At 71.6% G+C, this 24,907-nt stretch carries 21 protein-coding genes; 15 read left to right on the top strand and 6 right to left on the bottom strand.

Features of this window, described 5'->3' with window-relative positions; all coding sequences use genetic code 11:
• Positions 1–11: 11 nt before the first annotated feature.
• The 6 genes from ACTXG6_RS36835 to ACTXG6_RS36810 all read left to right on the top strand — a co-directional run bounded on the left by ACTXG6_RS36835 (position 12) and on the right by ACTXG6_RS36810 (position 6,506).
• On the top strand, positions 12–773 hold the full coding sequence (locus ACTXG6_RS36835) for an SDR family NAD(P)-dependent oxidoreductase (RefSeq protein ID WP_445183942.1): 762 nt from the start codon (positions 12–14) through the stop codon (positions 771–773).
• A gap of 70 nt (positions 774–843) precedes the next feature.
• Positions 844–1,554 (top strand): histidine phosphatase family protein, encoded by a 711-nt coding sequence (locus ACTXG6_RS36830; RefSeq protein ID WP_445183941.1) that lies wholly within the window; start codon positions 844–846, stop codon positions 1,552–1,554.
• Between the two features lie 54 nt (positions 1,555–1,608).
• Complete coding sequence (locus tag ACTXG6_RS36825) at positions 1,609–2,190, top strand: DUF3090 domain-containing protein (RefSeq protein ID WP_445183940.1); 582 nt, start codon at positions 1,609–1,611, stop codon at positions 2,188–2,190.
• 25 nt (positions 2,191–2,215) lie between these two features.
• Entirely contained in the window at positions 2,216–3,019 is an 804-nt protein-coding gene (locus ACTXG6_RS36820) for an SCO1664 family protein (protein ID WP_445183939.1), read from the top strand.
• A gap of 102 nt (positions 3,020–3,121) precedes the next feature.
• Positions 3,122–4,540 (top strand): ATP-binding protein, encoded by a 1,419-nt coding sequence (locus ACTXG6_RS36815; RefSeq protein WP_445183938.1) that lies wholly within the window; start codon positions 3,122–3,124, stop codon positions 4,538–4,540.
• The gene (locus ACTXG6_RS36810) at positions 4,533–6,506 is read left to right on the top strand and encodes a hypothetical protein (RefSeq protein ID WP_445183937.1); all 1,974 of its coding nucleotides are present in this window, start codon (positions 4,533–4,535) and stop codon (positions 6,504–6,506) included. Before ACTXG6_RS36815 ends, ACTXG6_RS36810 begins: the two co-directional genes overlap by 8 nt.
• 59 nt (positions 6,507–6,565) lie before the next feature.
• Here ACTXG6_RS36810 and ACTXG6_RS36805 read toward each other — a convergent pair whose 3' ends face one another.
• The gene (locus ACTXG6_RS36805) at positions 6,566–7,444 is read right to left on the bottom strand and encodes a LysR family transcriptional regulator (RefSeq protein WP_445183936.1); all 879 of its coding nucleotides are present in this window, start codon (positions 7,442–7,444) and stop codon (positions 6,566–6,568) included.
• Between the two features lie 156 nt (positions 7,445–7,600).
• Between ACTXG6_RS36805 and ACTXG6_RS36800 the strand changes: the two genes are divergently transcribed.
• On the top strand, positions 7,601–8,635 hold the full coding sequence (locus ACTXG6_RS36800) for a bile acid:sodium symporter family protein (RefSeq protein WP_445190201.1): 1,035 nt from the start codon (positions 7,601–7,603) through the stop codon (positions 8,633–8,635).
• 380 nt (positions 8,636–9,015) lie between these two features.
• On the opposite strand, the gene ACTXG6_RS36795 is transcribed toward ACTXG6_RS36800, so the two are convergent.
• Both ACTXG6_RS36795 and ACTXG6_RS36790 read right to left on the bottom strand, forming a co-directional pair.
• A complete protein-coding gene (locus tag ACTXG6_RS36795; RefSeq protein WP_445183935.1) occupies positions 9,016–9,678 on the bottom strand; it encodes a response regulator in 663 nt (220 codons plus the stop codon).
• On the bottom strand, positions 9,675–11,417 hold the full coding sequence (locus ACTXG6_RS36790; protein WP_445183934.1) for a sensor histidine kinase: 1,743 nt from the start codon (positions 11,415–11,417) through the stop codon (positions 9,675–9,677). The genes ACTXG6_RS36795 and ACTXG6_RS36790 overlap by 4 nt, the downstream gene beginning before the upstream one ends.
• A gap of 203 nt (positions 11,418–11,620) precedes the next feature.
• Here ACTXG6_RS36790 and ACTXG6_RS36785 point away from each other — a divergent pair, with 203 nt between their 5' ends.
• From ACTXG6_RS36785 to ACTXG6_RS36775, 3 genes are read left to right on the top strand one after another with little or no spacing between them, the layout of a single operon-like run.
• Positions 11,621–12,427, top strand: coding sequence for an ABC transporter ATP-binding protein (locus ACTXG6_RS36785; RefSeq protein WP_445190200.1), 807 nt, complete (start codon positions 11,621–11,623; stop codon positions 12,425–12,427).
• Positions 12,417–13,313, top strand: a complete 897-nt coding sequence (locus ACTXG6_RS36780) for an ABC transporter permease (RefSeq protein ID WP_445183933.1) — start codon at positions 12,417–12,419, stop codon at positions 13,311–13,313. The genes ACTXG6_RS36785 and ACTXG6_RS36780 overlap by 11 nt, the downstream gene beginning before the upstream one ends.
• A 41-nt stretch (positions 13,314–13,354) precedes the next feature.
• Positions 13,355–14,377, top strand: a complete 1,023-nt coding sequence (locus ACTXG6_RS36775; RefSeq protein ID WP_445183932.1) for an ABC transporter substrate-binding protein — start codon at positions 13,355–13,357, stop codon at positions 14,375–14,377.
• Between the two features lie 853 nt (positions 14,378–15,230).
• Here the strand turns inward: ACTXG6_RS36775 and ACTXG6_RS36770 are convergent.
• Positions 15,231–16,010, bottom strand: a complete 780-nt coding sequence (locus tag ACTXG6_RS36770) for a transporter substrate-binding domain-containing protein (protein WP_445190199.1) — start codon at positions 16,008–16,010, stop codon at positions 15,231–15,233.
• A 238-nt stretch (positions 16,011–16,248) separates the two neighbouring features.
• On the opposite strand from ACTXG6_RS36770, the gene mshC reads away from it, so the two are divergent.
• Together mshC and ACTXG6_RS36760 are read left to right on the top strand one after the other, a co-directional pair.
• Complete coding sequence (gene mshC, locus ACTXG6_RS36765) at positions 16,249–17,487, top strand: cysteine--1-D-myo-inosityl 2-amino-2-deoxy-alpha-D-glucopyranoside ligase (protein WP_445183931.1); 1,239 nt, start codon at positions 16,249–16,251, stop codon at positions 17,485–17,487.
• Between the two features lie 2 nt (positions 17,488–17,489).
• Positions 17,490–17,858, top strand: coding sequence for a DUF2237 family protein (locus ACTXG6_RS36760; protein ID WP_445183930.1), 369 nt, complete (start codon positions 17,490–17,492; stop codon positions 17,856–17,858).
• 155 nt (positions 17,859–18,013) lie between these two features.
• Here ACTXG6_RS36760 and ACTXG6_RS36755 read toward each other — a convergent pair whose 3' ends face one another.
• On the bottom strand, positions 18,014–18,649 hold the full coding sequence (locus ACTXG6_RS36755; protein WP_445183929.1) for an NADPH-dependent FMN reductase: 636 nt from the start codon (positions 18,647–18,649) through the stop codon (positions 18,014–18,016).
• 163 nt (positions 18,650–18,812) lie between these two features.
• Here ACTXG6_RS36755 and soxR point away from each other — a divergent pair, with 163 nt between their 5' ends.
• Complete coding sequence (gene soxR / locus ACTXG6_RS36750) at positions 18,813–19,268, top strand: redox-sensitive transcriptional activator SoxR (protein WP_445183928.1); 456 nt, start codon at positions 18,813–18,815, stop codon at positions 19,266–19,268.
• A 245-nt stretch (positions 19,269–19,513) separates the two neighbouring features.
• Here soxR and ACTXG6_RS36745 read toward each other — a convergent pair whose 3' ends face one another.
• Positions 19,514–20,467, bottom strand: a complete 954-nt coding sequence (locus ACTXG6_RS36745; protein ID WP_445183927.1) for a PAC2 family protein — start codon at positions 20,465–20,467, stop codon at positions 19,514–19,516.
• A gap of 133 nt (positions 20,468–20,600) precedes the next feature.
• On the opposite strand from ACTXG6_RS36745, the gene metH reads away from it, so the two are divergent.
• Both metH and ACTXG6_RS36735 read left to right on the top strand, forming a co-directional pair.
• Positions 20,601–24,185, top strand: a complete 3,585-nt coding sequence (metH, locus tag ACTXG6_RS36740; protein ID WP_445183926.1) for a methionine synthase — start codon at positions 20,601–20,603, stop codon at positions 24,183–24,185.
• Positions 24,182–24,865: an HAD family hydrolase gene (locus ACTXG6_RS36735; RefSeq protein ID WP_445183925.1), complete on the top strand. Its 684-nt coding sequence runs from the start codon at positions 24,182–24,184 to the stop codon at positions 24,863–24,865. The genes metH and ACTXG6_RS36735 overlap by 4 nt, the downstream gene beginning before the upstream one ends.
• Positions 24,866–24,907: the final 42 nt, after the last annotated feature.

The following is a 24,907-nucleotide window of genomic DNA, read 5'->3' as shown; positions in this document are numbered from 1 at the left end:
TGTGGCGAAACGTGAGCACCCCGTCTTCGGCCGCACTGGCCGGCAAGGTTGCATTGGTCAGCGGCGCCTCCTCCGGCATCGGTGAGGCCACCGCGGTCGCACTGGGCAGGGCGGGCGCCTCGGTGGCGCTCGGCGCCCGGCGCAAGGACCGGCTGGACGCGCTGGCGGAGCGGTTGCGCGGCGAAGGCGTCACGGTGCTGGCGCTGGAGCTCGACGTCACCGACGAGGCCGCCTGCCAGGCCGCGGTGGCGCGCACCCGCTCCGAGCTGGGCGGCCTGGACGTGCTGGTGAACAACGCCGGGGTGATGCTGCTCGGCCCGATCGTGGACGCGGACACCGAGGACTGGCGCCGCATGGTCAACACGAACGTGCTCGGGCTGATGTACCTCACCCACGCCGCCGTCCCGGGGATGCTCGAGCAGGGTTCCGGGGAGATCGTGAACATCTCCAGCGTGGCCGGCCGGCAGGCCCGCGTCGGTGCCGGTGTGTACAACGCCAGCAAGTGGGCGGTCAACGCGTTCAGCGAGTCGCTGCGCCAGGAGGTGACCGCCAAGGGGGTGCGGATCTCGCTGGTGGAACCCGGTGCGGTGGCCACCGAGCTGGTCGACCACATCACCCACCCCGGAGCCAAGCAGGGCGCCGAGAAGATGCGCGAGTCGATGCGCGAACTGCAGTCCGAGGACATCGCCAACGCCATCCTCTACGTGGTCACCCAGCCGGCGCACGTGGCGATCAACGAGGTGCTGATCCGGCCGACCGACCAGGTCCGATAGTCCGGACTCAGCGCCGGACTCAGTGGGGGCCGGCGGCGGGATCGTTGATCGGGACGTAACGTGGGCGGTCGTGACGACCCTCATCCTGTTGCGGCACGGCCGGTCCACGTCGAACACGTCGGGCGTCCTTGCCGGCCGCAGCCCCGGTGTCGAGCTCGACGACACCGGGAAGGGGCAGGCCTGGGCGCTCGCCCAGCGGCTCAAACCGGTACCGATCGCGGCCGTGGTGACCTCGCCGATGCAGCGCTGCCAGCAGACGGTGGCGCCGCTGCTGGCCGGGCGGGCACTCACCGCGGCGGTCGAGGAGCAGCTCGCCGAGGTCGAGTACGGCGAGTGGACCGGCCGGGAGCTGAAGAACCTGTTCAAGGAACCGCTGTGGCGGGTGGTGCAGCAGCACCCGTCGGCCGCGGTGTTCCCCGGCGGCGAGGGCCTGGCCGCGATGCAGGCCAGGTCGGTGGCCGCGATCCGGGCGCACGACGCGAAAGTGACCGCTGAGCACGGTCCCACCGCGGTGTGGGTCGCCTGCAGCCACGGTGACGTGATCAAGTCGATCCTGGCCGACGCCCTGGGGCTGCACCTGGATTCGTTCCAGCGGATCGTGGTGGACCCGTGCTCGATCAGTGTGGTGCACTACACCGAGACGCGGCCGTTCGTCGGCCGGGTCAACGACACCGGGGGCGACATCTCCGGACTGCTGCCACCACCCAAGCGGGGCCGCCGCCGGCGCCCCGCGAAACCGAGTTCCGACGCCGTGGTCGGCGGAGCAACCGGGGTATCTTGAGTTGACGGTACCGCCGTGCCCGGGCGCGGTCGGTGGCCTAGTGTCGAGGTTGTCATGCCACGTGTCATTCATGTCTTCCGCCAGCCCGACCGGTTTATCGCCGGCACCGTCGGGGAGCCTGGCGAGCGCTCGTTCTACCTGCAGGCCGTCGAAGACTCGAGGACGGTGAGCGTGCTGCTGGAAAAACAGCAGGTCACCGTGCTCGCCGAGCGGATCAGCGCGCTGCTGACCGAGATCTCCCGCCGGTTCGGCGCGGAGGTCACCGAGGAGGTCGACGAGGAGCAGGTGGACACCGAGCCGCTCGTCGTGCCGCTCGAGGAGGAGTTCCGGGTCGGCACCATGGGCCTCGGCTGGGACGCCGACTCTCGCTCGATAGTGGTGGAGTTGTTGGCGTTCACTGAGGAAGAGGTCGACGAGTCGGTGGTGTTGGACGACACCGAGGAGGGCCCGGACGCGGTGCGGGTGTTCCTGTCCCCGATCCAGGCCCGTGCCTTCGCGACCCGCGCCGAGCGGGTCATCTCCGCCGGCCGGCCACCGTGCCCGCTGTGCGCCGAGCCGCTGGACCCGGAGGGGCACATCTGCCCGAGGCAGAACGGCTTCCACCGGCGTGCGGTGACCGGGGAACCCGAAGCCTGAGCGTGGACGCGAGACACTGACCCCGATGGATCCACTCGACCCGGCCGTGCCCGGGCTGCTGAGCGCCGGGCGGCTGGAGGTCACCGGCCGCATCGTGAACGCCTCCAACGCCACCCTGTTCTGCGACATCGAGCTCGACGGGGTGCGCGCCAAGTGCGTGTACAAGCCGATCCGGGGCGAGCGGCCGCTCTGGGACTTCCCGGACGGCACGCTCGCCGACCGGGAGTACGCCAGCTACCTGCTCGCCGAGGCGTTCGCCCCGGACGGCTGCGTGATGGTGCCGCCGACGCTGCTGCGGGAGGGCCCGTTCGGCCCGGGCATGGTGCAGCTGTGGATCGACACCGACGAGGACGGCGGGCTGGTCGACGTGCTGGCGCCGAGCGACGTGCCGGACGGCTGGCTGACCGTGCTGCGGGCCCGGGACTCCCTCGGCGAGCCGGCCGTGCTGGTGCACGCCGACCACCCCGAGCTGCAACGGATGGCCGTACTCGACGTCGTGCTGAACAACGCCGACCGCAAGGCCGGGCACGTGCTCGCCGGTGTCGACGGACGCGTCTACGGCGTCGATCACGGGATCTGCCTGCACGAGGAGGACAAGCTGCGCACCGTGCTCTGGGGCTGGGTGGGCCAGAAGCTGCCCACCGAGCTGAGGGCCACGGTGCGGGCGGTGCGCCGCGAGCTGGACAACGGCCTGCGCACCCGGCTCGCGGACCACCTCACCCGCCGTGAGCTGCGCGCACTGTCCGAGCGGGTGGACGGGCTGCTGGCGACCCCGAGGTTCCCGGAGCCGTCCGGGTACGGCCCGGCGATCCCCTGGCCGGCCTTCTAAGCCGCCGCCCTGCTCCAGTGGATCACCGCGGACATCGGCACTGATCCATCGGACCACCACAAGTGTGCGGCGGATTACGCCGTTGCGACGTAGCGTGGAGAGGTGCCAGTACCTCACAGCGCAGATGATCGAGCACCCACAGAAGCTCCCCGCACCCTCGGCGCGCTCCGCGCGTCGGGTCATACGTTGCGGGGCGTCAAGAACGAGATCCGTGACAACCTGCTCGCCGCGCTGCGTGAGGGCCGCGACCCGTGGCCCGGCATCGTCGGCTTCGAATCCACCGTTCTCCCCCAGTTGGAGCGCGCCCTGATCGCCGGCCACGACGTGGTCCTGCTCGGCGAGCGCGGCCAGGGCAAGACCCGCCTGCTGCGTTCCCTGGTCGGGCTGCTCGACGAGTGGTCCCCGGTCATCGAGGGCTCCGAGCTGGGCGAGCACCCCTATGAGCCAATCGCACCCATCTCCATCCGGCGGGCCGCCGAACTGGGCGACGACCTGCCGGTCCGCTGGCGCCACCGCTCAGAGCGGTACACCGAGAAGCTCGCCACCCCGGACACCGCGGTCGCCGACCTGATCGGCGACGTGGACCCGGTGAAGGTCGCCGAGGGCCGCTCGCTGGGCGACCCGGAGACCATCCACTTCGGCCTGGTGCCGAGGGCGCACCGCGGCGTGGTGGCCATCAACGAGCTGCCCGACCTGGCCGAGCGGATCCAGGTCTCGCTGCTCAACGTGATGGAGGAGCGCGACATCCAGGTCCGCGGCTACACGCTGCGGCTGCCGCTGGACGTGCTGCTGGTGGCCAGCGCCAACCCCGAGGACTACACCAACCGAGGGCGGATCATCACCCCGCTCAAGGACCGGTTCGGGGCCGAGGTGCGCACCCATTACCCGCTGGAGGTGGCCGACGAGATCACGCTCGTCCAGCAGGAGGCCGAGCTGGTCGCCGACGTCCCCAGGCACCTGATCGAGGTGGTCGCCCGGTTCACCCGGCACCTGCGCGACTCCACGGCGGTCGACCAGTCGTCCGGGGTGTCCGCCCGGTTCGCGGTGGCCGCCGCCGAGACGGTGGCCGCCGCCGCGCTGCGCCGGGCCGCGATCACCGGGGAGACCAGGGCATACGCCCGCCCCGTCGATCTCGAGTCGGTACCGGCCGTGCTGCGCGGCAAGCTGGAGTTCGCCTCCGGCGAGGAGGGCCGGGAGGAGGAGATCCTGGAGCACCTGCTGCGCCGGGCGATCGCCGACACCGCGCGGTTCGCGCTGCGCGGGGTGGACCTGTCCGAGCTGGCCGACCAGGTCGCCAACCGACCGGTGCGCACCGGCGAGCGGGTGCCGGCGGCCGAGGTCGTGGCCGCGTTGCCGTCCGTATCCGCGCTCACCGAGGTGGCCAAGCGCCTCGACGCGTCCGGCACCGAGGATCCCGGCCCGATGGCCTCGGCCGCCGAGCTGGCTCTGGAGTACCTGTTCCTCACCCGCAAGCTGGCCAAGGACGAGTCCGACGACGGTGACACGGTCAGCTATGGCTGAGTCCCCGTTCACCGGAAAGCGCGGCCGGCGCCGCCGCCGGTACGCGTACGGGCCCTACGCCGGCGGGCCGGACCCGTTGGCCCCGCCGTTCGACATCCGCGCCGCGATGGACGAGATCGGCCGGGACGTGATGGAGGGTTCGTCCCCCCGGCAGGCCCTGCAGGAACTGCTGCGCCGGGGCATGCAGAACCGGCGCGGTCTGGACGACCTGACCCGCCAGGTCTGGCAACGCCGCCGCGACCTGCAACGCGACAACCGGCTGGACGGCACCCTGGAGGAGGTCCGCGAGCTGCTGCAACGCGCCATGGACGCCGAGCGGGAGGCACTGGGCAACGAGGACAGTGACGACGCCCGGTTCCGGGAGATGCAGCTCGACGCGCTGCCGAGCGACACCGGCGGCGCGGTCCGGGAGCTGGACTCCTACGACTGGCGCTCCGCCGAGGCCCGCGAGGCGTACCAGGAGATCCGCGACCTGCTCGGCCGGGAGATGCTGGACCAGCGCTTCGAGGGCATGAAGCAGGCGATGGAGAACGCCAGCCCGGAGGACGTCGAGCGGGTTCGCGAGATGCTCGACGACCTCAACAACCTCCTGGCCCAGCATGCCCAGGGGCAGGACACCGCACAGCAGTTCAGCGAGTTCATGGCCAAGCACGGCGAGTTCTTCCCGGAGAACCCCCAGAACACCGACGAGCTGGTCGACCTGCTCGCGGCACGGGCGGCCGCCGCGCAGCGGATGCTCAACTCGATGTCCGCCGAGCAGCGCGCCGAGCTGGCCGAGCTGGCCCAGCAGGCGTTCGGCGACCCCCGGCTGGCACAGGCCCTGGCCCAGCTGGACGCCCAGCTGCAGGGGCTGCGGCCGGGCGAGGACTGGCAGGGCTCCGGGCGGTTCCGCGGCGACAACCCGATGGGCATGGGCGAGGCCACCCGGGCCATGGAGGAGCTCGGGCAGCTGGACGCGCTGGCGGAGCAGCTGGCGCAGAGCTACCCGGGCGCCCGGTTGGAGGACATCGACCTGGACGCGATCGGCGACCTGCTCGGTGAGGACGCCAGGGTCGACGCCCGCACGCTGGCCGACCTGGAGCGCGAGCTGCAGCGCCAGGGGCTGTTCGAGCGGGCCGCCGACGGGTCGCTGCAGCTGTCCCCGAAGGCCATCAGGCGGCTGGGGGAGTCCGCGCTGCGCGACGTGGTGGACCGGATCGGGGCGCGGCGGGGCGAGCGGGAGACCCGTCGCTCCGGCGCGGCCGGCGAGGCGACCGGGGCGACCCGGCCGTGGGCGTTCGGCGACACCGAGGCCTGGTCGGTGCCGCGCACCCTGCTCAACGCTGAGCTGAGGCGCGCTGGTGGCGACCCGAGGCGGCTGGACGTGAGCGACGTGGAGGTGGTGGAGACCGAGCAACGCACCCGGGCCGCGGTGGCGCTGCTGGTGGACACCTCCTGGTCGATGGTGGCCGAGGGCCGCTGGGTACCGATGAAACGCACCGCGCTGGCCCTGCACCAGCTGATCTCCACCCGGTTCCGGGGCGACGACCTGGCGCTGATCACCTTCGGTCGGCACGCGCAGACCGTCGAGCTGGGCGAGCTGGTCGGGTTGGAGGGCGCGTACGCGCAGGGCACCAACCTGCACCACGCGCTGATGCTGGCCGAGCGGCACCTGCGCAAGCACTCGGATGCCATGCCGGTGGTGCTGGTGGTCACCGACGGCGAGCCGACCGCGCACCTGGAGCCGGACGGCGAGGCGTACTTCGACTACCCACCGAGCCTGCACACCTTGCGGGCCACGGTCGGCGAGGTGGACCGGCTGGCGGGCATGAAGGCGGCGTTCACCTTCTTCGTGCTCGGCGACGACCCCCGGCTGGCGGCCTTCATGGACGACGTGGCACGCCGCTGCGGCGGCCGCGTGGTGGCTCCGACACTGGACGGGCTCGGCGCCGAGGTGGTCGCCGACTACCTGCGCACCCGCCGCTGACCTAGTGAGTGGCGATGGTCGTCATACCGACCGTCATAGCGACCATTGCCACTCACAAGCTAAGGCGTGTCCCGTTTTTCGCCGGAGCGCAGCCGGTCGGCCGAGTTGAGGATGGTCTCGGCCAGCGCGGCCCCCGGGCCGTCGAAAGTGTGCTGCCCGCTGGACAGCACGAACTCGAACGTGGGCAGTGGCGGCAGAGCGGCTCTCGCGGGGACCGGGCTCAGGCCGGCGGGGATCAGCGTCTCGGCGTGCGGGATGACGCCGAGGCCGGCCAGCGCGGCGGCGTGCAGCCCGCTGAGGCTGCCGCTGGTGCAGGCCAACCGCCACGGCCGGCCAGTGGCCTCCAGCGCGGCGACCGCGGCGGTCCGCGAGCTGCTCGGCGGTGGGTAGCTGACCAGCGGGACCGGGTCGTTCGGGCCGAGGCCGGGGAGCTCGGCGCCGCCCACCCAGACGAACCGGTCCCGCCACACCGGGACCCCCTCGGTCTGCCCGGCGGTGCGTTTGGCGAACACCAGATCCAGCTCGCGGTTCTGGGCCTGGTGTCGCAGGGTGGCGCCGAGCCCGACGGTCAGCTCGAGGTCGACCAGCGGGTGCCGGCGACGGAACTCGGTGAGGATCTGGGGCAGCCGGCTGAGCACCAGGTCCTCGGAGAGGCCGAAGCGCAGCCGGCCCCGGATCTGCGGCCCGCCGAAGTGCGAGATGGCCCGCTCCGATGCGTCCAGGATGGTGCCGGCGAAACCGAGCATCGCCTCGCCGTCCGGGGTGAGCGCGACCGAGTGGGTGTCCCGGACCAGCATGGGCCGGCCGATCGCCGCCTCCAGCTTCCGGATGTGCTGGCTCACGGTGGACTGTCGGATCCCCAGGTGCTCGCTGGCGCGGGTGAAGCTCAGCAGCCGGGCGACCGTGACGAACGACCGCAGGTGTGTGGGGTCCAACACGTCCAACAGCTTAACCTGCCATTAGTCCGAGCTGTGATGACAATCATCGCGGCATACTCGTTTCCGAATCACTGTTCCGCACGCATCATCGAAGATGTGAACCGACTGCTGAGCCAACTGGGGCGCGTGCGCAAACGCCTGCCGATCGACACCTTCATGGTGCTGATCCTGCTCACCGTCGCGGTCGCCGCGCTGCTCCCGGCTCACGGCGCCGCCGCGGTCGACGTCTCGCACCTGACCACGCTGGCCATCGGGGTGCTGTTCTTCCTCTACGGGGTCCGGTTGTCCCCCCGCGAGGCGGTCGCCGGGCTGCGGCACTGGCGGCTGCACAGCACGGTGCTGCTCGCCACCTTCGTGCTGTTCCCGCTGCTCGGGCTGGCCGCCCAGTGGATCCCGACCTCGGTGCTGCCGCATCAGCTGGCGCTCGGCGTGCTCTTCCTGTGCTGCCTGCCGTCCACCGTGCAGTCCTCCATCGCGTTCACCTCGGTGGCGAAGGGCAACGTGCCGGCGGCCATCTGCGCCGCCTCGCTGTCCAACCTGGCCGGGATCGTGTTCACCCCGCTGCTCGTCGGGCTGCTGATGTCCGCGCACGGTGGGATCTCCGGCGGGGCGGTGCTCGACGTGGCGCTGCAGCTGCTGGCCCCGTTCGTGCTCGGGCAGCTGCTCCGGCGCTGGCTCGCGGACTGGGTGACCCGGCAGCACCGGATGCTGGCGGTGGTGGACCGGGGGTCGATCCTGCTGGTCGTCTACACGGCGTTCAGTGCGGCGGTGGCCGCCGGGCTCTGGCACCAGCTGTCGCTGGCTTCGCTCGGCATGCTCGCGGTTACCGACGCGGTGCTGCTCGGCGTGGTGCTCGCGGTGACCTCGCTGGTGCCCCGCTGGCTGGGGTTCCCCCGGGCGGACCGGATCACCATCCTGTTCTGCGGCTCCAAGAAGAGCCTGGCCAGTGGGCTGCCGATGGCCGGGGTGCTGTTCGCCGGCCAGGGGGTCGGGCTGCTGGTGCTGCCGCTGATGCTGTTCCACCAGATCCAGCTGATGGTGTGCGCTTCGCTGGCCGGCCGCTATGCCCGCCAGACCGAGGCTCGGGCTGTGACCGCCGCCGTCGTTCCCGGCGCGGCCGCCGTCGAGGACGGGGCCGGCCGTGGTGCGGCCGGGACCGGCAAGACACTCGGCGTGCCCAGCAACGCCTAGGTGGCTGGGCCGGGGGCGTGGCCCAGTTTCCGTAGCCCAGTCTTGGTAGCCCAGTCTTGGTAGCCCAGTCGTAACAGAGCGCCATCGCTGGGCGCACCGGAGCTGCCGGTCGTCGAGGGAGGCGCGTGCTGGGCGGGCGGTGGTCATCGACCCCGGTCGGTGCCGGCACACTCTGGCGGATGAACGAACCGGAAACCTGCCGCGCCTGCGGTCGCCCAGGCGACCCCGGGCCGGCCAGCTCGTTGTCGTGGGTGTGCGATCGCGGACCGGACGGTCGGAACAGCTGGATGTGCGCCGACTGTGCCCGCGCCCACCTCAGAGCGATCGAGTCCAAGCTGCCCGAGGAGTGGTGGTAGGGGGCCCCGGCCCTCCCGACAGGGTCAGCCGCCGGCCGCCCACAGGTACTCGTGCTCCGGGCGGCCGGTGACCCCGTAGCGCAGCCGCATCTCGACCGTGCCGGCGTCGGCCAGCGCGGTGAGGTAGCGCTGCGCGGTCGCCCTCGCGATGCCGAGCTGGGCGGCGACCTCCGCGGCGGACAGCGGCGCCCGGGTGGCCCGCAGCCGCTCCGAGACCAGCCGCGAGGTGGCCGGTGACTGGCCCTTCGGCGCGAGCGTGCGGTCCTGTTCGTGCAGCACGCGGAACGACCGGTCGACCTCGGCCTGGGTCAGCCCCCGGTCGGTGTCCAGCACGCCGCGGTAGCGCGCGTAACTGGCCAGCCGGTCCGCGAGCTGGCGCCGGGTGAACGGTTTGACCAGGTAGTTCAGCGCGCCGGCGCGGATCGCGGCGCGCACCGTGCGTGCGTCCGACGCGGCGGAGAGCACCACGGTGTCGGTGGCCAGCTCGGCGAGCAGCGTCAGCCCGGACTGGTCGGGCAGGTAGATGTCCAGCAGCAGCAGGTCCGGTCGCAGCTCACGCACCTTGGCCCGCGCCTCGGCCGCCGTCCGGGCCACCCCGACGACCTCGAAGCCGGCCACGTCCGCGACGAAGCCGGCATGCACCCCGGCCACCCGGAAGTCGTCGTCCACGATCAACGTGCGGATCACCGGCCACCGCCAGCCGGTGAGCTGGCCGGCGCGGACAGCACCCCGGGCAGCGCGGCCACGAACAGCGCGCCGCCCTCGGAGCCCTCCGCCTCACCGCCGTTCCCGGTGCCGCCGTTCCCGGTGCCGCCGTTCGGGGTGCCGCCGTTCGGGGTGCCGCCGTTCGGGGTGCCGCCGTTCGGGGTGCCGCCGTTCGGGGTGCCGCCGTCGACCAGCCAGAGATCGCCGCCCCGGCCGCGCGCCTCGTGCCGGGCCAGTGCCAGGCCGAGCCCGTGACCGGGGGTCAGCTTGGTGGTGACCCCCTCGTCGAACACCGATGCCCGCAGCTCGGGCGGTACCCCCGGCCCGCTGTCCTGCACCGACAGGTGCAGCGTCTCCCTGTCGGCGAGCAGGGTCACCTCGATCCAGGCGGGTCGCCGGGAGGCCAGTTGGGCGGCCCGCAGCGCGTTGTCCAGCACGTTGCCCAGCACGGTGGTGACCGCCACCGGGTCGTCCACCAGACCCGGCACCGAGGAGTCCTCGGTGAGCCGCAGCTCGACGTCCTTCTCCCTGGCCTGCTCCGTCTTGGCCAGCAGCAGCGCACTCAGGTACGGGTCGCGCACCGCGCCGTCGATACCGCTGGGCCGCCCGGCACCGGTCTCGGTGAGCGTCTGCAGGTAGTCCAGCGCTTCGGTACGGTGGCCGAGCTGCAGCAACCCGGACAGGGTGTGCAGCCGGTTGGAGTACTCGTGGCGCTGGGCGCGCAGCCCGTCGGTCAGTGAGCGCACCGAGTCCAGCTCGCGGGTCAGCATGTCCAGGTCGGTGCGGTCCCGGAAGGTGAGCACGGTGCCCAGCGCCCGGTCGTCGCGGCGCACCGGCCGGGAGTTGAGCACGATGATCCGGTCACCGGCCACCGCGAGCACGTTGTCCATCGGGGGCTCGCGCAGCGCTCGGTGCACCCTCGGCGACACGGCCAGCTCGCCCGCCGGGCCACCGACCGGCAGCGGGGTACCGAGCAGCCGCTCCGCCTCGGTGTTGCGCACCGAGATCCGGTGCTGCGCGTCGACGGCCAGCACGCCCTCGCCGATGCCGTGCAGCACCGCTTCGTGCTCGTAGAGCATCCCGGTCAGCTCGCGCGGCTCCACGCCGTGGGTCAGCCGGCGCAGCCGGCGGCTGAGCAGCCAGGACGCGGTCAGCCCGAGCAGCATGGCGACGAGGGTGAACACACCGAGCAGGGTCAGCAACCGGCGGGTCTCGACGGCCGGGGCGGCCACCGCGAACCCGACGCTGACCTCGCCGACGACCGCGCCGCCGGGCCCGAACACCGGTGTCTTGCTGCGCACCGAGCGGCCCAGGGTGCCCTCCTCCACCGCGCCGACCACCTCCCGCCCGGCCAGCGCCACGGACGCGTCGGTGCTGACCTTCGCGCCGACCTGGGTCGGTTCGGGGTGCGCCAGCCGGATGCCGTGGTCGTCGGTGACCACGACGAACAGCGCGCCGGTGCGCGCGGTGAGGTCGGTGACCTCGTGCTGCAGCGCCCCGCCCGAGGTCTTCGCGGCGACCGCCGTGACCACCTCGGGGTCCGCCGCGACGGTCCGCGCGATGGCGAGTGCCCGCTCGCCGTACTCGTCGGTGAGCGTGTTGCGCAGCAGCCAGCCGACCAGGACCGCCACCAGGCCGATGAGCAGCACCACCAACACGGTCTGCAACACGAAGATCTGCCGGCTGAACCGGAGCCTGCCGAGTACGCCGGATCCGAACATGGCAGCAACGTACCCGTTCTGACCAGGCGTGTGAGCACAACGCGCAAAAAGCGGAGAACGCGCACAGCGGACCGACAACGCGGAGAACGCCGGATGGGCGCGCCGGTCGACCTACTGTCCCGGTCCAACGCGACCGCGAGCCGGAACGTCGTGACGAAGGAGTCACCGTGTCAGCACCGCCCACAGCCCGCCCCGATCACCCGATGATCGAGTTGATCAAAGCCACCAAGCGGTTCCCCGGAGCCGGCGGGACGGTGCACACCGCCGTCCGCGAGCTCACCATGGCGGTCCAGGCCGGCGAGTTCGTGGCCGTGGTCGGGCCGACCGGGTGCGGCAAGTCCACCGCGCTGTCCCTGGTCTCCGGGCTGCAGCCGGCCTCGGCCGGGCAGGTGCTGGTGGATGGCAACAGGGTGTCGTCGATCCCGGACGGGGTGGGCTACATGTTCCAGTCCGACGCGGTGATGCCGTGGCGCACGGTGCTGGACAACGTGGCCTCCGGTCCCCGCTTCCGCGGTACCGGCAAGGCGCAGGCGCGTGAGCAGGCCGCCGACTGGGTGAACCGGGTCGGGCTGTCCGGGTTCGAGCGGTACTACCCGCACCAGCTCTCCGGCGGCATGCGCAAGCGGGTCGCGCTGGCCCAGACGCTGGTGACCGACCCCCGGATCCTGCTGATGGACGAGCCGTTCTCCGCGCTCGACGTGCAGACCAGGGCGAACATGCAGGACGAGCTGCTGCGGCTGTGGGCCGGCAGCGGCGCGGCGGTGATCTTCGTGACGCACGACCTCGACGAAGCCATCGCGCTGGCCGACAAGGTCGTGGTGATGACCGCCAGCCCGGCCACCGTGAAGGACGTCTTCCCGGTCCCGCTGCCCCGCCCGCGCGCGGTCGAGGAGCTGCGGCTGACCCCCGACTTCCTGGCGATCTACCGGGAGGTCTGGAAGTCGCTGCGCGTCGAGGTGGACAAGACCAGGCACGTCGGACCGGTAGGGAGCGTGGCTCGTGTCTCCTGACATCAAGCAGGCCGTGACACCGGCGCCGGCCGGCGAACCGGAGGTCGAAGAGACCGAGCAGTCCATCCTGACCGGGGCGCGCCGCGCCCAGCGTCGCCGCAAGCGCAACACCTGGCTGCTGCGGCTGGCCATCGTGGTGGTCTGGCTGGGCAGCTGGGAGCTGGTCGTCGGGCTGCAGTGGATCGACCAGTTCTTCTACTCGCGGCCGTCCAAGATCTGGGCCCGCCTCGTCGAGTGGTTCACCGTGGGCACCGACTTCGGGTCGATCTGGCTGCACATCTGGGTCACCGTCGAGGAGGCGGTGATCGGGTTCATGATCGGCACCGTCGCGGGCGTGGTGCTCGGCGTGCTGCTCGGGCGCAGCCAGTACCTGGCCGACGTGCTGGCCCCGTTCATCAAGGCGGTCAACGCGGTGCCCCGGATCGTGCTGGCGGCGCTGTTCGTCATCTGGTTCGGGCTCGGGCTGTCCTCCAAGGTGGCCACCGTTGTCGTGCTCGTGTTCTTCGTGGTGTTCTTCAACGCGTTCACCGGTGCCCGTGAGGTGGACCGCAACCTGATCGACAACGCCCGCATCCTGGGCGCCAGCAAGGGGCAGGTGCTCGGCAGCATCGTGCTGCCCAGCGCGACGTCCTGGATCCTGTCCTCGCTGCACACCGCGTTCGGCTTCGCGCTGATCGGCGCGGTGGTGGGGGAGTACACCGGCGCGCAGGCCGGCATCGGGTTCCTGATCTCCAACGCGCAGGGCACCTTCGACACCGCCGGGGTCTTCGCGGGCATGATCATCATTACCGTGGTGGCCCTGCTCGCCGAGTCGCTGATCGGTTCGCTTGAGGGCCGGCTGCTGGGTTGGCGGCCGAACGTCGGCGCCACCGCGGCGCAGATCTGAGGCCGGCGATGACTCGTAGCTATCGAGCGGTCGGTGTTGTCATGGCCGTCGCACTGGCACTGCTGAGCCTGGTCGGCTGCCGGGACTCGCGCACCCTGTCACTCGGCGACGACGGCAAGCCCACCATCAAGCTGATGGTCGGCGGGCTGGAGAAGGTGATCTACCTGCCGGCCATGCTGACCCAGCAGCTGGGCGGGTTCGACCGCGCCGGCGTACACGTGGAGCTGCTCAACCAGCCGTCCGGCGCGAACGCGGAGACCGCACTGATCTCCGGCGACGTGCAGGGCGTGGTGGGGTTCTACGACCACACCGTGGACCTGCAGGCCAAGGACCAGTGCATCACCAGCGTGGTGCAGATGGCCAACATCCCCGGCGAGGTCATCATGGTGGCCACCGCCAAGGCCGACCAGATCCGGAGCTCGGCCGACTTCCGCGGCCGCAAGATGGGTATCACCTCGCTGGGTTCGTCGACCGACTTCCTGACCAAGGCGCTGGCCGGCAAGGCCGGTGTCAGCACGGCGGAATTCACGCCGGTCAAGGTCGGCGCCGGGCAGACGTTCATCGCCAGCCTGGCCAACGGGGGCATCGACGCGGGGATGACCACCGACCCGACGGTCGCGCAGCTGGTGCAGACCGGTCAGGCCAAGGTGCTCTACGACCTGCGCACCGAGCAGGCCACCCGGGACGCGCTCGGCGGCCTCTACCCGGCCACCTCGCTGTACATGAGCTGCTCGATCGTCGAGCGTTACCCGGAGGTGGTGCAGCAGCTGGCCACAGCCATGGTCGGCACCCTGCGCTGGATCCACCAGCACACCCCGGAGCAGATCGCCGATGCCATGCCGCAGTCCTTCGCCGGCGGCGATCGGCAGCTCTACGTGGCCTCGGTCCGGGACAGCATCGGGATGTTCAACGCGGACGGCCGGATGAGCGCCGAGGGTGCCCAGAACGTGCTGACCGTGCTGTCCAGCTTCTCCAAGAACGTGAGCGCGCACCGCTCGATGATCGACCTGAACCGGACCTACACGACCGGGTTCGTCGACGCCGTCGCGGCCGGCTCGAAGTGAGTCCCGGGGCCCCGGCTGATGGGGGGAGCCGGGGCCTCGGGGTGGTGTCGCGGCCGGCTGGCGGGCCGCGCGCAGAACGGGCGGGCGCAGAGCTGGCGGGCCGCAGAGCTGGCGGGCCGCAGAGCGGGCGGGCGCAGAGCTGGCGGGCGCAGAGCTGGCGGGCCGCAGAGCTGGCGGGCGCAGAGCGGGCGGGCGCAGAGCTGGCGGGTGCAGAGCTGGCGGGTGCAGAGCTGGCGGGTGCAGAGCTGGCGGGTGCAGAGCTGGCGGGCCGCAGAGCTGGCGGGCGCAGAGCTGGCGGGCGCAGAGCGGGCGGGTGCAGAGCGGGCGGGCCGCAGAGCTGGCGGGCGCAGAGCCGGCCCGCACAGAACTGGTGCAACCCGCGCAGAGGTTGCAAGGTCTGTGCGGCCCACGGTGAGTCTGTGCGGGCCAGGGTTGGTCAGTGAGTGCCGGGCGTTGAGGCGCTAGTCACGCTGTTCCTGTCTTGCTGAACCGCTTCTATGATCAACGGAACTCCAGTCCGGTTTGAGGCGAGATCAATAGTGCCTGGAGTTACTTTCGGGTGTCAGATCTCAGCAACGCCGAGTCTGGGAGTCCGCGCCAGACCACTGAGCGGCCGGGTCGCTGGTGCGGGGTGCGGTAGTCGGTCCACGGAGCCGAGGCCCCCGGTGGGTGGATGGACGGGCACCGGATGTGTGGTCCGCACAGAACTGGTGCAACCCGGACACAGGTCGCTGGGTCTGTGCGGGCCGCGGCAGGTTTGTGCGGGCCGCGGCAGGTTTGTGCGGGCCGCGGTTAGTCGGTGCGGGCGGCGGTGGGTCTGTACGGCCGCGGTGAGGCTGTGCGGCCGGTGGGGTCAGCCTTGCCAGGGGTGGCTGAACCGCTGGTAGGTCCCGTCGCCGAGGACCTGGTGCAGCCAGACGTTCACCCACTGCTGGAACACCACGTCGCCCCGGGGGAGCAGGTAGGCCTTCGGCCCGAAGCTGAGTGGGCGGTCCGGGTTCACCGCGCACAGCTCGGGATGCCGGGCGGCCTGCCAGCGCGCCTCGCTAGCGTCGGTGATCATGAGGTCCGCGCGGCCGGCGATGATCTCGTCGAAGATCGTGTTGTTGTCCGGGTGGGGCACCAGGGTGGCCTGCTTGAGGTGGCTCCGGTCGAACGACTCGTTGGTGCCGCCGGGGTTCACCACCACCCGCACCCGGGGCCGGTCGATGTCGGCCAGCGTCTGGAACCGGGCCACCTTGCCGCACCGGGTGATCGGGGCCTTGCCGTCGATCACGTACGGGTCGCTGAAGGCGGCCTTCCTGGCCCGGTCCGGGGTGACCGAGACGCCGCCCATCGCCGCGTCGCAGCGTCCACCGGCCAGGTCACCGACCAGGGTGGCCCAGGTGGTGGGCACCACGGTCAGGCGCACCCCGAGCTGGTGCGCCATGTCGCCGGCCATGTCGATGTCGATGCCGCTGAACTGCCCGGTCGCCGGGTCGCGGTAGGTGAACGGGCGATAGTCGCCGGTGCTGCAGACCCGCAGCTCGCCGCGCTGGGGGATCAGGTCGAGTGCACTGGGCGGGGGCGCCGACGGACCGGGCTGAACCGGCTTCTGGGCACATCCGGTGCTGGCCAGCAGCACCGCGACCAGCACCGTCAGTACCGCTGTGAGCCCCGCTGTCGGTCCCGCTGTGAGACCAGCTGTCGGCCCCGAAAAGTGGATCGGCAACCTGCCTCGTCGCATCCCGAGCCCCTCCCCGCCGGCACCCCACCGGCCGCGTGGGCACCGCCACCCGGGCCCGCACCGGCATTCGGACTAACCGTGCCACAGCGGCGGCCGGTGCTCCGGTCGGGTCGCGGCACCGGCCACACCGCGTAGTTTGTCTGTTATGCAGTCCTGGTCACCCACCAATTTGCCCACGGTTCCCGGTTCCGCGCCGCCGCTGCGGCTGTACGACACCGCCACCGGTGAGGTCCGCCCGACGGCGCCCTCGGCCACCGCGCGGATGTACGTCTGCGGCATCACGCCCTACGACGCAACCCATCTCGGTCACGCCGCGACCTACCTGGCGTTCGACCTGGTGAACCGGGTGTGGCGGGACGCCGGTCATGACGTGCTCTACGTGCAGAACGTCACCGACATCGACGAGCCGTTGCTGGAGCGCGCAAAGCGTGACCACGGCGACTGGGTCGTGCTCGGCATGCGGGAGACGGCGCTGTTCCGCGAGGACATGGAGTCGCTGCGGGTGCTGCCGCCGAAGCACTACATCGGTGCGGTGGAGGCCATGGCGGAGATCAGTGAGCTGGTCTCCAAGCTGCTGGCGGCCGGCGCGGCCTACCGGATCGACGACGCGGAGTACCCGGACGTCTACTACGACAGCGCCGCGACCAAGGAGTTCGGCTACGAGTCGGGCTACGACGAGGCGACGATGCGTCGGCTGTCCGGCGAACGCGGCGGCGATCCGGAGCGGCCCGGCAAGCGCAACCCGGTGGACGCGCTGCTCTGGCGGATGGCGCGGCCCGGCGAGCCGTTCTGGGAGAGCGAGCTGGGCACCGGGCGCCCTGGTTGGCACGTGGAGTGCGCAGCGATCTCGCTGAACCGGCTGGGCTCGCAGATCGACGTCCAGGGCGGCGGCTCCGACCTGATCTTCCCGCACCACGAGTTCGGTGCCGCGCATGCCGAGGCGTTTACCGGCGTGCACCCGTTCGCCCGGCACTACTGCCACGCCGGGATGATCGCGCTGGACGGCGAGAAGATGTCCAAGTCGCGCGGCAACCTGGTGTTCGTGTCGAAGCTGCGGGCCGACGGGGTGGACCCGATGGCCGTGCGGCTGGCCCTGCTCGCCGGGCACTGGCGCTCCGACCGGTCCTGGGAGCCCGAGCTGCTGCACGCCGCCCAGGCCAGGCTGGCCGCCTGGCGGGAGGCCGCCAGCCTGGACGCCGGCCCGCCGGCGGAGGACACCGTCGCCCGGTTGCGCACCCACCTGGCCGACGACCTGGACAGCCCGAAGGCGCTGGCCGCGGTGGATGCGTGGGCATCGCAGGCGCGGGAGCGGCGGGGCCGGGACACCCAGGCACCCGGCCTGGTCAAGCTTGCGGTCGACGCCCTCCTCGGAGTGGAGTTGTAGCCATGGCCCACAACGTGCTCGGCGGCGAGCTGCGGTCCTGCAGCACCGACCCCATGACCGGCTTCTATCGCAACGGCTGCTGCGACACCGGCGGGGAGGACGCCGGCGTGCACACCGTGTGCGTCCGGCTGACCGAGGAGTTCCTCGCCTTCAGCCGCGAGGTGGGCAACGATCTGTCCACGCCGCGCCCGGAGTACGGCTTCGCCGGGCTGCGGCCGGGGGACCAGTGGTGTCTCTGCGCGTCCCGCTGGGCCGAGGCACTCGCCGTCGGCCGAGCACCGGAGGTAGTGCTGGAGGCCACGCACGCCCGCACGCTGGAATGGGTGGACCTGAAGGACCTGCGCCAGCACGCCGTCGAGGCGCGCGACTAGCCCCGGGCTCAGCTCGGCGCTCTGGGGGACCGGTGCCGAGCGAGCGGGGTGCCCCGAACCCGACTCGCCGAGGCGACCCGGCACGGATCGGACACTCCGCAGACTCGGGCCCACCTAGTGACGTGTGCCCACGGCGGCCGCTACCCGAGCCGTTCCTAACCCCCGTACGGAACCCGCGCCCGGGCGGCCCGCAGCGCGCGACCCCACCACACCAGCTGGTCGAGCAGCACGGTGGCGGCGGCGCTGGGACCCACCGCGTCGTGCGGCGAGCCGTCGTCGTCGAACCGCTGGTGTGCGCCGTGGAAGCTGACCGTGTCGCGGACCGTGACCGTGTGCAGCTCGGCGAAGACCACTCGCAGCGCCTCCACCGCGCGCAACCCGCCGGACAGCCCGCCGTAGCTGACGAAGGCCACCGGCTTGCCCCGCCACTGGGCACCCACCCCGTCGATCGCGGACTTCAGCGGACCGGGGTAGCTGTGGTTGTACTCCGGGGTCACCACGACGATCGCGGCCGCGGCACCGATGCGCTCGGCGAAGTCCGGCGGGTTCGCGGCCAGGTCGAGACTCCGGACCTCGAGGTCGGGGCGCTGGGCGGCCAGCCGGCTGAACCAGTCGGCCACCACCGGGCCGAACCGGCCGTCCCGAACGCTGCCCATGATGACCTCGACCCGGATCGGCTCGGTCCACAGCGGGTCCTCCGGGTAGGTCTCGGCGGGACCGGCCGGGCGGGACCCCGGTTCGGTCCAGGGCGGCGTGCCGGTCGTGTCGGGGGTTCGGGTGGGGCTGGCCATCGTGGGTCCTTCCGCTGGTCGCCGCCGGGGAGGCGACGCCGGGCGAGCGCCGGTGACAGCCACGCTAAAACCTAAACAAACATTCAGGTCAATTCCCTTGACCCCCGATCACCCGACCGCGTAAAACCGCAACAAACATTGAGGTAACCGGAGCGGGGCGCGGATGCGGCAGGCGGGGGCGGACCCGGGGGAGCTGACCGTCGGGCAGCTCTCCGAGCGCAGCGGCGTGGCGGTGTCCGCGCTGCACTTCTACGAGCGCCAACACCTGATCGCCAGTCGGCGGACCTCGGGTAACCAGCGTCGCTACCGGCGCGACGCGCTGCGCCGGGTGGCGTTGATCCGGGTGGCGCAGCGGGTCGGCATCCCGCTGGCCGAGGTGCGCGCCGCGCTCGCCGAGCTGCCGGACAACCGCACCCCGAACCGGGCCGACTGGGCGCGGCTGTCCCAGCGCTGGCACGACGAGCTGCAGGAGCGGATCCGCAACCTCGAGCAGCTGCGCGACGATTTCACCAACTGCATCGGGTGTGGCTGCCTGTCCCTGGACAAGTGCCGGATGACCAACCCCCAGGACTCCCTGGCCGAGCACGGACCCGGACCCCGGCGCCTGCTCGAAACCTGAGCTGCCCGAACACCGGCGCTGCCCGAACACCGGCGCTGCCCGAACACCGGCGCTGCCCGAACACCGGCGCTGCCCGAACACCGGCGCTGCCCGAACACCGGCGCTGCCCGAACACCGGCGCTGCCCGAACACCGGCGCTGCCCGAACACCGGCGCTGCCCGAACACCGGCGCTGCCCGAACACCGGGCCGCCGGCGCTGCCCGAACACCGGGCCGCCGGCGCCGGGCCCGCCCCGGAACCCCCGGCTACCGACCCGGTCCGCTGAGCCCGCCCGGCCGACCAGGGCCGGACCCGCCGGGGCCACGCCGGCGCAGGTAGCGCTCGAAGTCGGCGGCGATGGACTCGCCGGTCATCTCCGGCAGCTCCGACTCCGTCTCGACCCGTTCCTCGAGGGAGCGCACGTACTCGCGCACCTCGTCGTCCGCGTCGGCCATCTCGCTGACCGTGCGCTCCCAGGCCTCGGCCTGCTCGGGCAGCCCGCCAAGCGGCACCTCGATGTCGAGTACCTCCTCGACGCGGTGCAGCAGCGCGACCGCCGCCTTCGGGTCGGGTGCCTGGGACACGTAGTGCGGCACGGCGGCCCAGAACGAGATGGCCGGGATGCCGGCCCGCACGCAGGAGTCCTGGAACACCCCGACGATGCCGGTGTTGCCCTGGTAGCGCGAGGTCTCCAGGCCGTAGCGGGCGGCCGACTCCGCGTCGTAGGCGGTGCCGCTGACCGGCACCGGCCTGGTGTGCGGGGTGTCTGTCAGCAGTGCGCCCAGCGTCACCACGGTGGTCGCGCCGAGCTTCTCGATGTAGGTCAGCAGCTCCGCGCAGAACGCCCGCCACCGCATGTTCGGCTCGATGCCCCGGATCAGCACCACGTCGTGGTCCGCGCCGGGCGGGCGGCACACCGACAGCCGGGTGGTCGGCCACTCGATCCGGCGGCTGATCCCGTCGACGAGGTGAACTGTGGGGCGTGTCACCTGGAAGTCGTAGTAGTCATCGGGGTCCATGGCCGCCAGCGGTCGGGCGTCCCAGCTCAGTTCGAGATGTTCCAATGCCGTGCTCGCGGCGTCGCCGGCGTCGTTCCAGCCCTCGAAAGCGGCCACTACTACGGGTTCGAGCAGCTCCGGGGGCTGCCCATCGGCCACGCTGTCGGCGTCCTGCCACGACAACGAGACCGCGTCCGGATCCGTTGGCTCGCGATCGCTCATCGGTTCAGCCTAAGGCCGACGGGAGTTTTGTGAGGGATGGGCGTCCCGAACGGGACAGCGGAGATCGTCAATAGAGACGATTCACGTCGGTATCTGCTGCTCGCGGCAGCGGCGGCGTCTATTCTGGGGTCCTATGTCTACCGCCCCGGATTCGCCGTTCCTGCGTGCGCTCAAAGACCGAGTGCTGATTGGCGACGGCGCGATGGGCACCATGCTGCAGTCCGTCGCCCTCAGCCTCGACGATTTCGCCGGTCTGGAGGGTTGCAACGAGATCTTGAACGACACCCGCCCGGACGTCGTGGAGCGGGTACACCGGGAGAATCTCGAGGTCGGCGCCGACGCGATCGAGACCAACACGTTCGGGACGAACCTGTCCAACCTGGGTGAGTACGACATCGCGCACCGGATCCGCGAGCTGGCCGAGAAGGGCGCCGTCATCGCGCGCCGCGCCGCCGACGCGTACAGCACCGAGGCGATGCCCCGGTTCGTGCTCGGCTCGGTCGGCCCCGGCACCAAGCTGCCGACGCTCGGCCACGCGCCGTTCGTCGACCTGCGCGACGCCTACCAGGACTGCGTCCAGGGTCTGCTCGCCGGCGGGGTGGACGCCGTGCTGGTGGAGACCGTGCAGGACCTGCTGCAGGCCAAGGCCGTCGTGATCGCGGCGCGGCGGGCGATGGCCGCCGAGGGGCGCCACGTACCGATCATCACCCACGTCACCGTGGAGACCACCGGCACGATGCTGCTGGGCAGTGAGATCGGCGCCGCGCTGGCCTCGCTGGAGTCGCTCGGCATCGACCTGATCGGGCTGAACTGCGCGACCGGGCCTGCCGAGATGAGCGAGCACCTGCGGCACCTGTCCAAGCACGCCCGCATCCCGATCTCGGTGATGCCCAACGCCGGCCTGCCCGAGCTGGGCCCGCACGGCGCGGTGTACCCGCTGGGCCCGGATGCGCTGGCCGAGGCGCTGGCCGGGTTCGTCAGCGAGTACGGCACCCGGCTGGTCGGCGGCTGCTGCGGCACCACGCCGGACCACATCCGCGCGGTGGTCGACGCGGTCCGCGCCGCCACCCCGGCGCGGCGCGACCCGCACCCCGAGCCCGGCGTCTCCTCGCTCTACGCCCCGGTGCCGTTCCGCCAGGACACCAGCGTGCTGATGATCGGCGAGCGGACCAACGCCAACGGGTCCAAGAAGTTCCGCGAGGCGATGCTGGAGCAGAACTGGGAAGACTGCGTGGCGATCGCCAGGGACCAGACCCGGGACGGCGCGCACCTGCTCGACCTGTGCATCGACTACGTGGGCCGCGACGGCGCCGCCGACATGGCCGAGCTGGCCGGCCGGCTGGCCACCGCGTCCACCCTGCCGATCATGCTCGACTCCACCGAGCACAACGTGCTGCGCACCGGCCTGGAGCGCCTCGGCGGGCGCAGCATCGTGAACTCGGTGAACTACGAGGACGGCGACGAACCCGGGTCCCGGTTCCAGCGCACCATGGAGCTCGTCCGCGAGCACGGCTGCGCGGTGGTCGCGCTGTGCATCGACGAGGAGGGCCAGGCCCGCACCAGCGAGTGGAAGGTCCGGGTGGCCGACCGGCTCATCACCGACCTGACCACGAACCACGGCATGCGGGTAGCCGACATCGTGGTGGACACGCTCACCTTCCCGATCACCACCGGGCAGGAGGAGGTCCGCCGGGACGCGCTGGAGACGATCGACGCGATCCGCGAGCTGAAGCGCCGCTACCCCGATGTGCAGACCACGCTCGGCGTGTCCAACGTGTCGTTCGGGCTGAACCCGGCCGCCCGCCAGGTGCTCAACTCGGTGTTCCTGCACGAGGCGGTGGAGGCCGGGCTGGACACCGCGATCGTGAGTGCGGCGAAGATCCTGCCGATGTCCAAGATCCCGGACGAGCACCGCTCCGTCGCGCTCGACCTGATCTACGACCGCCGCCGCGAGGGCCCGGACGGTAAACAGTACGACCCGCTGAACAGGTTCATGGAGCTGTTCGAGGGCGTCACGGCCTCGTCCGCGCGTGCCGGCCGGGCCGAGGAGCTTGCCGCGCTGCCGCTGTTCGAGCGGCTGGAGCGGCGCATCGTGGACGGGGAGCGCCCCGGCCTGGAGCTGGACCTGGACGCCGCGCTCGAGGAGCGCCCCGCGCTGGACATCATCAACGTGACGCTGCTGGCCGGCATGAAGACGGTCGGCGAGCTGTTCGGCTCCGGCCAGATGCAGCTGCCGTTCGTGCTGCAGAGCGCCGAGGTGATGAAGGCCGCGGTCGCCTACCTGGAGCCGCACATGGAGCGCGCCGAGGACGACCAGGGCAAGGGCACCATCGTGCTGGCCACGGTCAAGGGCGACGTGCACGACATCGGCAAGAACCTGGTCGACATCATCCTGAGCAACAACGGCTACACCGTCGTCAACCTAGGAATCAAGCAGCCGATCTCGACCATCCTGACGGCGGCCGAGGAGAACCGGGCCAACGCGGTCGGCATGTCCGGGCTGCTGGTCAAGTCCACGGTGATCATGCGGGAGAACCTCGAGGAGATGAACTCCAGAGGGGTCGCCGAGCGGCTCCCGGTGCTGCTCGGCGGTGCCGCGCTGACCCGCTCCTACGTGGAGAACGACCTGGCCGAGGTCTACCAGGGCCAGGTCAGCTACGCGCGGGACGCCTTCGAGGGCCTGCGGCTGATGGACTCGGTGATGGCGGCGGCGCGCGGCGAGGTCACGCCCGAGTCCGAGGAGGAGCGCGCCAAGACGGCGGAGCGCAAGGCCCGCCATGACCGGTCCCGCCGGATCGCGGCCAAGCGCAAGGCGGCCCAGGCCGAGGCCGTGCCGGCGGAGCCGATGCCGAGCCGCTCCGACGTGTCCATCGACGTCCCGCTGCCCACCCCGCCGTTCTGGGGCACCCGGGTGGTGCGGGGCATCCCACTGGCCGACTACTCCTCGATGATCGACGAGCGGGCGACCTTCCTGGGGCAGTGGGGCCTGCGCGGCGCCAGGGGCGGCTCCGGGCCCACCTACGAGGAGCTGGTGGAGACCGAGGGTCGGCCGCGGCTGCGGTACTGGCTGGACCGGCTGTCCACCGAGGGGGTGCTGGCGCACGCCGCGCTGGTGTACGGCTACTTCCCGGCGGTCTCCGAGGGCGACTCGCTGGTGGTGCTCACCGAGGCCAGGCCGGACGCCCCGGAGCGGTACCGGTTCACCTTCCCGCGCCAGCGCCGGGACCGGCACCTGTGCCTCGCCGACTTCTGGCGACCCCGCGAGGTGGCGATCGAGCGCGGTGAGGTCGACGTGGTGCCGTTCAACCTGGTCACCATGGGCCAGCCGATCGCCGACTACGCCGGGGAGCTGTTCGCCAAGGACGCCTACCGGGACTACCTCGAGGTGCACGGGCTCAGCGTCCAGCTCACCGAGGCGCTCGCTGAGTACTGGCACCGGCGGATCCGCGAGGAGATGCGCTGGGCGGACGGCGGCAACCTCGCGGCGGAGGACCCGGACGACGTCGAGGCGTTCTTCAAGCTCGGCTACCGTGGCGCCCGCTACTCGCTCGGCTACGGCGCCTGCCCCGATCTGGACGACCGCCGGAAGATCGTTGAACTGCTCGAACCGGGTCGGATCGGTGTCGAGCTGTCCGAGGAGCTGCAGCTGCATCCCGAACAGAGCACCGACGCGCTGGTGGCACACCACCCCGAGGCGAAGTACTTCAACGCCGGATGAGCGAACAAGCTGGGCTGGGTGCCGTGTTGTGGGACATGGACGGCACCCTGGTCGACTCCGAGAAGATCTGGGACATCTCGCTGGCCGAGCTGGCGCGCCACCTCGGCGGTGAGCTGAGCGCACCGACCCGGGTGGCGATGGTGGGCAGCTCGATGTGGCGCACTCTTGACCTGATGTTCGACGAGGTGGGCCTCGAGCACCGGCCCGAGGCGATGCAGGACGCAGCGCACTGGCTGACCAGCCGTACCGCGCAGCTGTTCCACAACGGGCTGCCCTGGCGGCCGGGCGCGCTGGCGGCGTTGCGTCTGGTGCGGGCGAGCGGTCTGGCCACGGCACTGGTCACCTCCACCGAGCGGCGCCTCGTGGAGCAGGCGCTGGACTCGATCGGCCGGGAGTTCTTCGACCTGACGGTGTGTGGCGATGAGGTGCCGGCCACCAAACCGGCCCCGGACCCGTACCTGATCGCGGCCAGCAAACTCGGCGTGCGGCCGGAGCACTGCCTCGCGGTGGAGGACTCGCCGACCGGAGCGGCGGCCGCTTCGGCCGCCGGCTGCGCGGTGTTGGTGGTGCCCAGCGAGGTGTCGGTCCCGCCGGCCCCGGGCCGGATCCAGCGGGATTCCCTCGCCGGGCTGACCGAATCCGAGCTTCATGAGCTGTGGGTCCGTGCCGACGTGGCCTAACCACTGGTCCCGGCAGAGCGGCCGCTCGGCAGTGCCACGGCG

The organism is Pseudonocardia sp. Cha107L01, assembly GCF_052566575.1.
This window is presented reverse-complemented; position numbering and strand designations above follow the sequence as displayed.

Coding starts and splice junctions, on each gene's coding strand:
- ACTXG6_RS36825 (WP_445183940.1), top strand. CDS start 1,609: ATGCCACGTGTCATTCATGTCTTCCGCCAGCCCGACCGGTTTATCGCC.
- ACTXG6_RS36820 (WP_445183939.1), top strand. CDS start 2,216: ATGGATCCACTCGACCCGGCCGTGCCCGGGCTGCTGAGCGCCGGGCGG.
- ACTXG6_RS36810 (WP_445183937.1), top strand. CDS start 4,533: ATGGCTGAGTCCCCGTTCACCGGAAAGCGCGGCCGGCGCCGCCGCCGG.
- ACTXG6_RS36800 (WP_445190201.1), top strand. CDS start 7,601: ATGGTGCTGATCCTGCTCACCGTCGCGGTCGCCGCGCTGCTCCCGGCT.
- ACTXG6_RS36790 (WP_445183934.1), bottom strand. CDS start 11,417: ATGTTCGGATCCGGCGTACTCGGCAGGCTCCGGTTCAGCCGGCAGATC.
- ACTXG6_RS36785 (WP_445190200.1), top strand. CDS start 11,621: ATGATCGAGTTGATCAAAGCCACCAAGCGGTTCCCCGGAGCCGGCGGG.
- ACTXG6_RS36775 (WP_445183932.1), top strand. CDS start 13,355: ATGGCCGTCGCACTGGCACTGCTGAGCCTGGTCGGCTGCCGGGACTCG.
- mshC (WP_445183931.1), top strand. CDS start 16,249: ATGCAGTCCTGGTCACCCACCAATTTGCCCACGGTTCCCGGTTCCGCG.
- ACTXG6_RS36760 (WP_445183930.1), top strand. CDS start 17,490: ATGGCCCACAACGTGCTCGGCGGCGAGCTGCGGTCCTGCAGCACCGAC.
- ACTXG6_RS36755 (WP_445183929.1), bottom strand. CDS start 18,649: ATGGCCAGCCCCACCCGAACCCCCGACACGACCGGCACGCCGCCCTGG.
- soxR (WP_445183928.1), top strand. CDS start 18,813: ATGCGGCAGGCGGGGGCGGACCCGGGGGAGCTGACCGTCGGGCAGCTC.
- ACTXG6_RS36745 (WP_445183927.1), bottom strand. CDS start 20,467: ATGAGCGATCGCGAGCCAACGGATCCGGACGCGGTCTCGTTGTCGTGG.
- metH (WP_445183926.1), top strand. CDS start 20,601: ATGTCTACCGCCCCGGATTCGCCGTTCCTGCGTGCGCTCAAAGACCGA.
- ACTXG6_RS36735 (WP_445183925.1), top strand. CDS start 24,182: ATGAGCGAACAAGCTGGGCTGGGTGCCGTGTTGTGGGACATGGACGGC.